The organism is Zestomonas ipomoeae, from assembly GCF_057128665.1.
The window spans coordinates 143,013-153,387 of the sequence record NZ_JBSKHQ010000012.1; the positions used below are offsets into that span (position 1 = coordinate 143,013).

Genomic DNA, 10,375 nt, shown 5'->3' on the forward strand with positions numbered 1-10,375 from the left:
TCGGCGGTTACTTGCCGAGGCGGATCTGTCGGTTGCTCGTCCAGACCTGGCCGCTGACGCCCTTGGCGATCTGCTGGATCTCGCCACCGTCCTGCAGGAAGGCGGCGACGCGAGCCTCGAGGGACTCACTGGTTACCACTGCCGGTTCTGGTTTGCTCTTGGTGCTGGAGCCTTTAACGCGCATGGCAACGTCCTCCGTTAGTGACTGCCACGGGGCAACAGACGCCCCGGTAAGGTCCCGTTCGGGCATGAACGCCCGCTGCGGGCCGAGCCTGCTGGATGGCGTCGACCGGCTGCCGGACGTATATCCGGTGACAGGCTCGAACGCCTCCTCCGGCGCCGTCGGAATCGATCCGGGGCGCATTGCGGGCCGTCAACGCTGCGCCTGCACTGGGCGGGGCGACGGCCTGCAGGCAAAGACGGGCAACTGCATCTGCCCGGAATTGCGCAAAGCAAAAAACCGGCCTTTGGGCCGGTTTCTTCGACGCGGTGGGTGATCAGATCACCTGCACGTCATCCGCTTGCATGCCTTTCTGACCCTTCACGGCCATGAAGGAGACCTTCTGGCCTTCCTGCAGGCTCTTGAAGCCGGTGCTTTGGATCGAGCGGTAGTGAACGAAGAGATCGGGACCGCTTTCGGGAGTGATGAAGCCGAAGCCCTTCTCATCGTTGAACCACTTGACGGTGCCGGTTTGGCGAGTAGACATGACTGTCTCCTTGAACAAAGTAAACGCGGCATGGAACAGCCCAGGCCGTGACTGAGTGCAAAGAACAGGAAACCGAGGGAATGAATGGACCGGGGATCTAAACAGGTCGATTTACGGTGACACATGCAACACAGTGCGACCACTGTACGCTTGATCCTGTGATTCACCTAACGTTTTCTGCGCCCTGGCCCAAATGGGGTTGCGGGCGCAGGGCCTGGTCCCGGCGTTCAGCGATTGCTCTTGGCGTTGCATACACTGCGGATTTTCTGCACCGCGGCGCTATGCTCGACGCCGGGCAGATGGTCCAGCAGGCACTGGTAATAGTTCTTCTCGCGGGTGAACAGGAAGGAGCCCTGGTTGTGCAGCTTGTCGCAGGCCTGTTCAATCAGATAGACGGCCTGGCCCTCCTTGGCGTCTTTCTGGTGCTCGAGAATGCATTCCTGGTATGCCTCGCGGTCGGCGAGCGCGGGTGTGCTGAGCAGGGCGATAAGCCAGAGGTAGCGGGTCATGGGAACTGCCGTGGCGATTTCGATAGGGTGTTGGGGCGAGTTTAGGTAGCTTGGACGACGCAGGCCAGGGGGCCGTTCCCGCTTCCTTCGCAACCCCGTCGAGGAACTGTGCCGGGCAGTCGACTGGTTAACATTTTTCGCGCAAAGCACGGGTGACCGATGACAGTGAACGGTAGGCGGTCGCATCATGCGCGACTGTCGTGAAGGTCATAGAGAAACGGGAAATGACGCTCACCGAGGATATTCTGGTTTACGCCTCGCAGACCGATGCCGGGCGGACTCGCGATCACAACGAGGACGCGCTGCTGTGCTGCGCGGAGCCGAAGCTGTGGGCGGTCGCCGATGGCATGGGTGGACACCAGCGCGGCGAGGTGGCTAGCGCCATTGCTCTGGCCAGCCTGCGCGAGGCGGTTGGCCAGGGCGAGAGCCTGCGCACGGCGATCCACATGGCGAACGTCGCGGTCATCGCCGCTGGCGAGCAGGACCCCGACAGCCGTGGCATGGGCACCACGCTGGTGGCGGTGCGCTTCACCGATGCCTCGGCTTTCGAGCTGGCCTGGGTCGGCGATAGCCGCGCCTACCGGGTCGGCGCCGAGCGCATCGAGCGACTGAGCCATGACCATAGCTGGGTGCAGAGCATGGTCGACGCCGGAGAAATGAGCGAGGAGGAGGCTCGCCGGCATCCGCGCCGCAACATCGTCCTGCAATGCCTCGGCCAGGCGGGCCAGGCGCTGGAGCCTGGCCAGCTGCACGGCACGCTGGAGGCCGACGAACTGCTGCTGCTGTGCAGCGACGGCCTGACCAACGAGCTGACCGATGCACAGATCCAGCAGGTGTGTGCCTCGGCCGCTACTCTGGAGGAGTTGGTGGCGCAACTGATCGAACAGGCCAATTGCATGGGCGGCAACGACAACATTTCCTGCATCGTGCTGGGGCGTCTGGCCGCCGAGCAACCGACGACGGTGGAAGCCCGCCCGCGTGGCTTTTTCAGTCGACTGCTGAGCCCGCGCAAGTCATGAACAGCGGCACGCCAATCACCTTGAACGATGCCTTTCCCGAGATTCCCGGCTACAGCGTGCACGCCCGGCTGGGCAAGGGAGGCATGGCCGAGGTTTACCTGGCCACCCAGCAGTCGCTGAACCGCAAGGTGGCAGTGAAGGTCCTGAGCAAGGCCGACGACGAAGCGTACAGCAAGCGCTTCATCAAGGAGGGGCATATCGTCGCGGCCCTGCGCCATCCCTCTATCATCACCATCCACGATATCGGCCGCCTCGCCGACGGCCGTCATTACCTGGCCATGGAGTTCGTCTCCGGCGGCGATCTGGCGCGATACAAGGGCGAGGTGTTCGAGCCGCGGCGGGCGCTGGAGATCACCCGGCAGGTCGCCGGCGGCCTGGCGGTCGTGCACGAAAAGGGCCTGGTGCACCGCGATATCAAGCCCGCCAATATCCTCTTCCGCGACGACGGCACGGCGGTGATCACCGATTTCGGCGTAGCCAAGGAAGTGGAGGTGGACAACGAACTCACCCAGTTCGGCATCGCCGTCGGCAGCCCGGCCTACAGCAGCCCCGAGCAGGCGCAGTGCCAGCCGCTGGATGCGCGCAGCGATATCTACAGCCTCGGCGTGATCCTGCTGGAAATGCTCACCGGAGCCAATCCGTTCCGCGGGGGCAACTACACGCATACGGTGATGAATCACCTGCAGATGGCCGTACCGCGCCTGCCTCGGCCGCTGGGGCACTATCAGCACCTGCTCGACTGCATGTTGGCGAAGAACCCGGACGAGCGTTTCGCCGACTGCCAGGCCTTGCTCGCCAGCCTCGACGAACTGCACGAACCGGACGATCTGGACAGCACGCGCATCGCCCCGGCGCCACAACTGGCCCCGCGCCAGCCCGGCCGGCACCGCCGCTCGCTGTTGTCATGGGTGCTGGTCGGCGTGCTGCTGCTGGGCGTTGCGGTGGCGGGCGGCTACCAGATTCAGCGGCACCTGAAGGTCGTCGACCTGCTCGAGCGTGGCGAGCAACGCCTGGCTGAAGGCAAGCTGCTGGAGCCGCCGCAGGACAATGCCGATCACTTCTTTCGCGAGGCACTGGCCCTCGACGAGCACAATGCCCGGGCCCTGGAAGGTCTGCAGCGCGTGCTGCAGGCGCGCATCGTCGACTACCTGCTGCTGGCGGGCCAGCGCTTGGCGGAAGGGCGCCTGCTGCTGCCCGAAGAAGACAGTGCGGTGTACTACTATCGGCGGGTGCTCGGCTGGGAGCCGCAGAACGAGCAAGCGTTGCTCGGCCTGCAACAGGTGGCCCAGCGTTTTGCCGCGATGAGCGAGGAGGCCTTCGCCCATCGGCGGTTCGCCCAGGCGCTGGAATACATCGAGCGGGGACTGGACGTGCAGCCGGACGATCCGACGCTGCTGCAGATGTATGCAGACCATGACCGGCGGGTCGAGGCGGCGAAGGCGGCACAAGCCGCCAGGGCGAGTAGCACGCGCCGTGGCAGCGGCTCGGGCTCCAGCCAGGAGCGGCAGAACCCGGTCAAACGGCTGTGGAACCGAATTTTCAACTAGTGCAGGTGGATGCCGAACATGCTCAGGATTCACTTCATGGACAATCGCCAGGCCCCCATCTGGCTGGTCGACGAACGCTTCACCATAGGCCAGGACAGCCGCAACAACTTGGTGTTGCCCGACCCCGGCATCACGGCCTTCCACGCGGAGATTCGCCAGGAACATGGCCTCTACTACCTGACGGACTGCGGCAGTCAGGCCGGCACCTACGTCAACGACGAGCGGGTCGGCGCGCGCTACCAACTGAGGGCCAATGATCGCTTGCGCCTCGGCGCGCTCGAACTGCTGCTGGTCGACCCGGCCAAGACGCGCGCGAAGACCGAAACCTCGACGCGCTGGTTCCTGCAGGTGACCAAGGGCGAGAACCAAGGCAAGAAGTACCACGTCAGTGGCTCGATGACCTTCGGTCGCTCGGTGAAGTGCGAGCTGTGCTTCAGCGATGCCGAACTGTCGCGGCGGCACTGCGAGTTCTTCCTCAAGGACAACATCCTGGAGGTGAAGGACCTGGCCTCCGCCAACGGCGTCTACGTCAACCAGCAGAAGGTCGGCACCGCGGTGCTGCAGCCGGGCGACCAGTTGCAGATGGGCTCGGTGACCTTGCTGGTGATCGGTCCCAAGGTGGACGTGGCGCAGAGTGAGGACGAGGATGCCACGGTGTTCGTCCGTGCGGTCGATCTGCCCAAGCCTGCGAAAGCGCCGGCCGCGAACCGGCCCGCCGCGATCAACCCGTTGCGTGCAGCGGCGATGGCCAATGGCGCGAAGCCTGCGGCGCCGGCCGCTGCCGCCAAGCCGTCGCTCAATCGACTGCTGTGGCTGGCGACAGCCATGGCGCTGGCGGTGGGTGTGGCTCTGGCGGTCACGGCATTGCTCTGATCTAGCGGGCGAACCACGGGGCCAGCAGCGGCACGCCGAGCGCCAGCCATAGCAAGCCGGGCAGCAGCACGAAGCAGAGCAGGTTGTTCAGTGCCCAGCTCAGGCGGGTCTCTCCGGGGTACTGTTTGTGGATATGGGCGAAGCTCTTGCCGCTCAGCGCCTCATGCCCGCCCCAAGCCATGAGGGCGAATGCCAGTGCGTGGGGTATCAACCCCCAGAAGCTGTGGCGCGCGGCGAAAGCGGCCGCCAGCAAAACCGAGAACACCACCAGGATGGCGGCATAGGGAAACGACGGACCGAGCGCGACGGCGTGTTCTTCCTGGCTGCGCATGGTGGTTGGTGCGGGGGCGCGTCGCCGCGCCCCCGCAGCGCTCCGGTCAGGCGTTCGGCGCGTGGCTGCCGAGCAGCGAATGGCCGGACTTCTTGTCGCGCTTGGCCATGCGCTTCTCATGGGCGGTCTTCTGCGGCTTTTTCTTCGCCTCTTTTCGGGTTTCCATCGACTTGCTCATGATCGTTGCCTCATGTGGGAAGTTGTCGGGTGTTCGTCGTGCCTGGATACCTGTCTGCCATTCCCCCTCCCAAGCTGCATGAGCCTGCATGGATGTGTGAGGTTAAGCGTAGCTCGCCGGTGGCAACTTGCCGGCGGCGGTTCATGGGCAGAGCAAACGTCGACTGCCTTGGGAGGGCGCCGTGACAGTGGAGTGTACGGGCGGAGCCGAGCCCGGGCGGGCACTGGCCGATGGACGAAACGTGTTGGCCGAGGTAAGGCGCGAACGATTCGAAAGGCTGGAAAGCCGCAGTGCGACGGCTTAGCGTGCAGACCCTGGCGGGGGTGCTCCGGCTGCGGCGCGCGGAATGGCTTGGCGTATGTGGCAGGGGGGGCGAGCAGGCGCTGGAAAGTCGTCCAGCGCCAACTGCATCAGTCCTGGGCGGGGGTGGAGAAGACCTCGACCTGGCCGAACGGCGCGCTGTGCATGTCGGTTTTCACCGCCATCAGCGGGGAATTGTTGACCCACAGGTTATCCAGCACGATGGTCTTGCCGAGGTCGTCGTTGTCGGCCGCCACCAGCAGGTAATAGGTGCCGTCTTCCGGGGCTACGCCTTCCCAACCCAGGCTCATCAGGCCGACCACCGCGGAGCCGCGGGACGGCTTGCTGGCGATCACCGTGCCGTAGCTGTCGAGCAGCAGGGCGCGCGGCTTGAGGGCGAACTTGCTGAAGCCCAGGCACTTGTTGTTGCACAGCGAGTTCACGTTGAGCACGTAGGGCTCGCCTTTCTTCAACTGCAGGGAGAACACCCGGTAGTTGGAAATCGAGGTGCCGAAGTCCATGCGCGGCTGCTCGGCGCCAATCGCCCATTTGCGCGGGGTGGCTTCCGGGATCAGCGGCAATGGAATCGGCCGGGTATTGTGCAGGGCTTCGAGATTGGTGCTGGCAACGGGGCCACTACCTTCCCGCACGGAACGCTCGTAGTCGGCTTGTGGGTCGCTGGCGCAGGCAGCGAGCAGCAGACTGGCGGTAAGCGCGACGATCATGCGCAACATAAAAACTCCTTGAAGACAGCATCCTTGTGTGCGAACCGGTGCCTCCCGGCACGGTGGGGCGGCATTCTACCTGCTTGACGCTTGCTCCGGGCGACCGATGGGGCCGTTCGTCGGACCAGTCGACCGGCGCAGGCCGATTTTCGCTGCCAGGAGGCCGCTCTTGCGCATGCACGGTGGCGTGGGCCGCCGGCGGCTGTTCGCTCAGGGCGCTGCCGGCGCAGGCAGATACTCGCCTCGTTGCGAGGCTTGCATGTAGCGCTCGTATCGACCGCTTTCCCGGAGCGTTCTCAGGCCGCGGTTGAAGCGTTCGAGCAGGCGCGGGCTGTCGGCCCTCTGGCGAGACAGGATCAGATGGTATTCCGTGCGGTTGTACGGGCGGGGGTGATGGGTGATCTGAAGGCGTTCCTGCGCGCTGAACATCGGCGAGTTCAACAGGGTGTAGCCCACGTCCAGGTCGGCGGGAAAGATTCGAAAGCGCCTGGCCAGCAGCTTCTTGAAGTTATCCGCATCGCTTGCCGCCCGCTCGATGACGATGCCCGGCACATTCTCGAAGAGGTATTCATAGCCCAGGGTGCCGCCGATCCTGAAGCCGACCAGGTCGTCGAACGAGTGCCATTCGAACGGATCGCGTTTGAGGTGGAAGAAGACGGTCTTGCCCTCCAGCACCACATCGCTGAAGTAGAAGTCGGCGTCCCGTTCCTCGCTGTAGCTCCAGACGATGGAGCCATTGGTCTTGCCGCTCTGGGCGTCGGCATAGGCGCGTTTCCACGGGTGGAAGCGATAGCTGACGTGAACGCCTTCCAGCGCGAACGCTTCGCTGACGATGTGCGAGATGACGCCGTAGTGCTTCAGATGCTCGGACTGATAGGGCAGCCATTCCCCGTTGGTCAGCACCACTTCCTCGGCGTGGGCGCAGACAGCTGCTACCAGGCCGCAGCCGGCGAGAATTCTACGTAGGCGATTCATGCGTTACTTCTTCGTCTTCCGTCCCTCCCTGACGACTGTCCTGCTAGCCCTGTAAGAAAAGTGCCTGCGTTCGGTGGGCATGCATGCACCGAGCACGGTGGCGAATGCGACCCCGGCCGCTTCCTCGCCGGTCCTTGCCTCGGCTGATTGTCGCCGGACGATTTCTCCTACAGGCCCTAGTGAGCTTAGCCAATTGGTCGCTCATGGCGAGGTGCCATCGCCTGGCGCCCGGCTGCTAAGGCTTGTCGCTCTTGAGCAGGTCGCCAAGGTTGGCGAAGGCCTTGAAGGTGGTCTTCGGGGCCTGGTCGCCCCCAGGCTTGGCTTCGGCAAAGTACTGGTTGTCCGTGTAGCGCGAGTGTTCGTTGTCATGGCAATAGAGGCACAGCAGCTCCCAGTTGGAGCCGTCCTCCGGGTTGTTGTCGTGGTTGTGATCCTTGTGGTGCACGGTCAGTTCGCTCAGGCGTTTGCCGGAAAACTCGCGTCCGCAGCGACCGCAGACCCAGGGATACATCTTCAGTGCCTTCTCCCGATAGCCTTGTTCGCGCTGGCTGTAGGGAATGTTCGGTTTGTTCGTGCTCATGGGGAAACCTGCCAGGTGTGGATAACGCGAGTATGGCCCGGCGAGCCGCCGGCGTCAGCGCAGAACGGGAGCCTCGTCGCCCAGGCACAGGCTGAGCTGTTCGCCCGTCTGCGCGTCGAAGGAACAGGACGGCAACCGGGTCTGGTAGACCCCTCGGGCGATCAGCAGCAAGGCCAGCAGGCAGACCGTCGCCAGGCCGCTGGCGAGGGTCCAGCGCAGCATGCCCGGCGTGCCTCGTGCACGGCGCGGCCAGAGCAGGCTGGCGAGGATCGGCAGGATGCTGCCCAAGACAACCCCGCCCAGCTCATGGCGCTGCGGCGCAAAGATCAGGTTGCCGTCGCCGTCGTCGGGGTACTGCAGCCACTGTTGCAGGGCAACGCCAGCCAACAGCAGGCAGGTCAGGCCGAAGAATACGCGAGCGCCGCTCAGCCCCAGCAGCCAGGCTACGCCCAGCGCCACCAGCGCCACCAGCGCTGGCAGGCCCAGCGCGAGCCCCAGCAGGGCGCCCATGCCGCCGAGCAAGGTCCCGCCGACCTCCCGCACCCGTAGGCCATACAGCCCGCCGAACAGGGCCAGGCCAGCGAGGATCGGCAGGCAGAACAGGCTCAGCGCATGCCAGGGCCAGCGAACGTTCGCCTCGCTGCCGCGCATGTCGATCGCTCAGCCGGCCAAGCCCACGTAGACGTTCTGCACGTCGTCGTGGGCGTCGATGGCATCGAGGAAGGCTTCGACCTCTTCCAGTTGAGCATCGGTCAGGGTGCTGACGGGGTTCTTCGGCCGATAGCCCAACTGTGCCGACAGCACGGTAAAGCCGTAGGTGGGCAGCGCACGGCACACCGCATCCATGTCGGTTGCGTCGCTGAGGAACAGCGTCGCGCCGTCTTCGGCCGGTTCGAAGTCCTGGGCACCGGCCTCGATGGCCGCCAGTTCCGGGTCGGCATCGGCTGTGCTCGGCGTGGCCTCGATCATGCCGCAGTAATCGAAGTCCCAGGCGACCGAGCCGGAGGCACCCAACTGGCCCTTGCGGAACAGCACGCGGATTTCGGCGACGGTGCGATTGACGTTGTCGGTCAGGCATTCGACGATCACCGGCACCTGGTGAGGAGCGAAGCCCTCATAGGTGGTGCGCTCGAAGTTGACGCTGTCGCCGAGCAGGCCGGCGCCCTTCTTGATGGCACGTTCCAAGGTTTCGCGGGGCATCGACGCCTTCTTCGCCTGCTCCACCACCAGGCGCAGACGGGGGTTCATGTCTGGATCGGCGCCGGCACGGGCGGCGATCATGATCTCCTTCGATAGCTTGCCGAAGATCCGGCCCTTGGCATTCGCTGCCGCTTCTTTATGTTTGGCTTTCCATTGAGCGCCCATCGGGTTTCTCTTGTTCTGGTGGGAGAGGGAGCCATGTCTCGCCTCGAACGAGGCGGCATTGGCGGCAAGCTGCGGATTCTAATCGGTTCGCTCGCGGCTGGAAGCCATCGTTTTCGCCACCTGTCCACAGGCGGGCCAGCAGGGGGCTCCAGCCCGCTCAGACCGGCGATGCGATGACCCAGGCGGGCAGATACAGGGCGACTATCAGCATGGCTGCCAGCCCCCAACTCAGCACGGACGCCAGCAGCAAACCGGTATGGGCAGAGCGCGTGCGCAGGACCAGCCACGACAGCAGCCATAGCATCTGATGCAGCCAACAGGCGACGCCCACCCAGGCGACCGCCCCGGTGTGATTCATCAACAGCCCGGTCAGCGCCGGTAGCGTCATGCCGAGGCTGGCGAACAGCTCGCGAAAGGCCGGCAGGCTGCTCCAGACCGCCTGGCCCAGCGCCGCCAACAGCATCAACGAGAGCAGATGCAGTGCGATGCGCAGCCAGGGGCGGGATGTCGGCGCAGTAGCCTGATGGGCATGGGTTTCCATGAAAGGGGCTCCAGGGACAGGGGCGAGTCGACGGTCGCCGCCCGTAGACGGACGGGACTTCCGGGTGGCGCGATGTGCTATACCATCGGGAGGGTACCAGCGCACGAGGACGAAGGCTGGTACCACTTCGAATCCGCTGCATGCAGCGGCCATGTCCAGGCCGATCCATCGCGGCCTCGTTGACGAAGCGGAAGCGTTGCGCCGGCGTGATGGAAGGCTCCCGACAGCGAGGTTCCGACCATGAGCACGATGCAATGCACCTACCGCGACCACATCATCTGCGCTGAAGTCCTGCAATACGCCGATAACCCCACACCCTGGGCGGGTGGTTGCCGCATCACCGACCCCAGCGGACACACCACCCGGCGCCTGCCGCTACCACTCGATCATGCCTTCATGTCCGACTTGGAAAAAGCCCAGCACGCCTCCATCGCCCACGGTAAATGGCTGATCGACCAGAGCCTTGACCATGGCAGGCAACTGTTCACTCAGGCAGCTTGAAGTCTCCCGAGAGCACGCCGGCGCAATGCCGTGCGTGCTTCTATTCTTCCGGTCTTCGCTTATCTCCAGCTCGCCGGGACGGCTGGTTGAAAGGAGTCTGCAGTGATCGTCGGGTTTCGGCCAAAAGCGGACTTCAAGGATCTCCGCTCCTGCAGCGGAACAAGGCCGATAACAATGATGATCTTCGCGATCGCTTGAACGCTTGGCCCCCGCTGCGCGAACTA

At 64.5% G+C, this 10,375-nt stretch carries 14 protein-coding genes; 4 read left to right on the forward strand and 10 right to left on the reverse strand.

The genetic code is table 11. The annotated features are described in order from the left end of the window. Window positions 1–7: 7 nt before the first annotated feature. The 3 genes from ACWKV7_RS14645 to ACWKV7_RS14655 form a co-directional block, all read right to left on the reverse strand. The gene (locus tag ACWKV7_RS14645; RefSeq protein WP_483858416.1) at window positions 8–184 is read right to left on the reverse strand and encodes a hypothetical protein; all 177 of its coding nucleotides are present in this window, start codon (window positions 182–184) and stop codon (window positions 8–10) included. A 313-nt stretch (window positions 185–497) separates the two neighbouring features. Further along, complete coding sequence (locus ACWKV7_RS14650; RefSeq protein ID WP_483858417.1) at window positions 498–707, reverse strand: cold-shock protein; 210 nt, start codon at window positions 705–707, stop codon at window positions 498–500. A 227-nt stretch (window positions 708–934) separates the two neighbouring features. Beyond that, on the reverse strand, window positions 935–1,216 hold the full coding sequence (locus tag ACWKV7_RS14655) for a VF_A0006 family four-cysteine protein (protein ID WP_483858418.1): 282 nt from the start codon (window positions 1,214–1,216) through the stop codon (window positions 935–937). Between the two features lie 224 nt (window positions 1,217–1,440). On the opposite strand from ACWKV7_RS14655, the gene ACWKV7_RS14660 reads away from it, so the two are divergent. Genes ACWKV7_RS14660 through ACWKV7_RS14670 form a run of 3 tightly spaced genes read left to right on the forward strand, consistent with a single transcriptional unit; the run spans window position 1,441 to window position 4,655 of the window. Next, window positions 1,441–2,235 carry a PP2C family protein-serine/threonine phosphatase gene (locus tag ACWKV7_RS14660; RefSeq protein ID WP_483858419.1) on the forward strand — a complete coding sequence of 265 codons (795 nt, stop codon included), beginning with the start codon at window positions 1,441–1,443 and terminating at the stop codon, window positions 2,233–2,235. Further along, window positions 2,232–3,782, forward strand: coding sequence for a serine/threonine-protein kinase (locus tag ACWKV7_RS14665; RefSeq protein WP_483858420.1), 1,551 nt, complete (start codon window positions 2,232–2,234; stop codon window positions 3,780–3,782). The genes ACWKV7_RS14660 and ACWKV7_RS14665 overlap by 4 nt, the downstream gene beginning before the upstream one ends. A gap of 18 nt (window positions 3,783–3,800) precedes the next feature. Then, on the forward strand, window positions 3,801–4,655 hold the full coding sequence (locus ACWKV7_RS14670; RefSeq protein ID WP_483858421.1) for an FHA domain-containing protein: 855 nt from the start codon (window positions 3,801–3,803) through the stop codon (window positions 4,653–4,655). 1 nt (window position 4,656) lies between these two features. Here the strand turns inward: ACWKV7_RS14670 and ACWKV7_RS14675 are convergent, their stop codons facing one another. The 7 genes from ACWKV7_RS14675 to ACWKV7_RS14705 all read right to left on the reverse strand — a co-directional run bounded on the left by ACWKV7_RS14675 (window position 4,657) and on the right by ACWKV7_RS14705 (window position 9,650). After that, window positions 4,657–4,986, reverse strand: coding sequence for a hypothetical protein (locus ACWKV7_RS14675; RefSeq protein WP_483858422.1), 330 nt, complete (start codon window positions 4,984–4,986; stop codon window positions 4,657–4,659). A gap of 588 nt (window positions 4,987–5,574) precedes the next feature. Beyond that, the gene (locus ACWKV7_RS14680) at window positions 5,575–6,198 is read right to left on the reverse strand and encodes a hypothetical protein (RefSeq protein ID WP_483858423.1); all 624 of its coding nucleotides are present in this window, start codon (window positions 6,196–6,198) and stop codon (window positions 5,575–5,577) included. Window positions 6,199–6,399: 201 nt separating this feature from the next. Then, the gene (locus tag ACWKV7_RS14685) at window positions 6,400–7,164 is read right to left on the reverse strand and encodes a substrate-binding periplasmic protein (protein ID WP_483858424.1); all 765 of its coding nucleotides are present in this window, start codon (window positions 7,162–7,164) and stop codon (window positions 6,400–6,402) included. A 235-nt stretch (window positions 7,165–7,399) separates the two neighbouring features. After that, window positions 7,400–7,744, reverse strand: coding sequence for a YajD family HNH nuclease (locus tag ACWKV7_RS14690; protein ID WP_483858425.1), 345 nt, complete (start codon window positions 7,742–7,744; stop codon window positions 7,400–7,402). A 54-nt stretch (window positions 7,745–7,798) separates the two neighbouring features. After that, entirely contained in the window at window positions 7,799–8,395 is a 597-nt protein-coding gene (locus tag ACWKV7_RS14695; RefSeq protein WP_483858426.1) for a hypothetical protein, read from the reverse strand. 9 nt (window positions 8,396–8,404) lie between these two features. After that, window positions 8,405–9,109, reverse strand: a complete 705-nt coding sequence (locus ACWKV7_RS14700; protein ID WP_483858427.1) for a YebC/PmpR family DNA-binding transcriptional regulator — start codon at window positions 9,107–9,109, stop codon at window positions 8,405–8,407. 157 nt (window positions 9,110–9,266) lie between these two features. Further along, window positions 9,267–9,650 (reverse strand): hypothetical protein, encoded by a 384-nt coding sequence (locus ACWKV7_RS14705; protein WP_483858428.1) that lies wholly within the window; start codon window positions 9,648–9,650, stop codon window positions 9,267–9,269. A 240-nt stretch (window positions 9,651–9,890) separates the two neighbouring features. On the opposite strand from ACWKV7_RS14705, the gene ACWKV7_RS14710 reads away from it, so the two are divergent. After that, window positions 9,891–10,151: a hypothetical protein gene (locus tag ACWKV7_RS14710; RefSeq protein WP_483858429.1), complete on the forward strand. Its 261-nt coding sequence runs from the start codon at window positions 9,891–9,893 to the stop codon at window positions 10,149–10,151. Window positions 10,152–10,375: the final 224 nt, after the last annotated feature.

Bases quoted from the DNA above. Each gene is read 5' to 3' on its own strand.
- ACWKV7_RS14645 (WP_483858416.1), bottom strand. From the start codon at position 184: ATGCGCGTTAAAGGCTCCAGCACCAAGAGCAAACCAGAACCGGCAGTG.
- ACWKV7_RS14650 (WP_483858417.1), bottom strand. From the start codon at position 707: ATGTCTACTCGCCAAACCGGCACCGTCAAGTGGTTCAACGATGAGAAG.
- ACWKV7_RS14655 (WP_483858418.1), bottom strand. From the start codon at position 1,216: ATGACCCGCTACCTCTGGCTTATCGCCCTGCTCAGCACACCCGCGCTC.
- ACWKV7_RS14660 (WP_483858419.1), top strand. From the start codon at position 1,441: ATGACGCTCACCGAGGATATTCTGGTTTACGCCTCGCAGACCGATGCC.
- ACWKV7_RS14665 (WP_483858420.1), top strand. From the start codon at position 2,232: ATGAACAGCGGCACGCCAATCACCTTGAACGATGCCTTTCCCGAGATT.
- ACWKV7_RS14670 (WP_483858421.1), top strand. From the start codon at position 3,801: ATGCTCAGGATTCACTTCATGGACAATCGCCAGGCCCCCATCTGGCTG.
- ACWKV7_RS14675 (WP_483858422.1), bottom strand. From the start codon at position 4,986: ATGCGCAGCCAGGAAGAACACGCCGTCGCGCTCGGTCCGTCGTTTCCC.
- ACWKV7_RS14680 (WP_483858423.1), bottom strand. From the start codon at position 6,198: ATGTTGCGCATGATCGTCGCGCTTACCGCCAGTCTGCTGCTCGCTGCC.
- ACWKV7_RS14685 (WP_483858424.1), bottom strand. From the start codon at position 7,164: ATGAATCGCCTACGTAGAATTCTCGCCGGCTGCGGCCTGGTAGCAGCT.
- ACWKV7_RS14690 (WP_483858425.1), bottom strand. From the start codon at position 7,744: ATGAGCACGAACAAACCGAACATTCCCTACAGCCAGCGCGAACAAGGC.
- ACWKV7_RS14695 (WP_483858426.1), bottom strand. From the start codon at position 8,395: ATGCGCGGCAGCGAGGCGAACGTTCGCTGGCCCTGGCATGCGCTGAGC.
- ACWKV7_RS14700 (WP_483858427.1), bottom strand. From the start codon at position 9,109: ATGGGCGCTCAATGGAAAGCCAAACATAAAGAAGCGGCAGCGAATGCC.
- ACWKV7_RS14705 (WP_483858428.1), bottom strand. From the start codon at position 9,650: ATGGAAACCCATGCCCATCAGGCTACTGCGCCGACATCCCGCCCCTGG.
- ACWKV7_RS14710 (WP_483858429.1), top strand. From the start codon at position 9,891: ATGAGCACGATGCAATGCACCTACCGCGACCACATCATCTGCGCTGAA.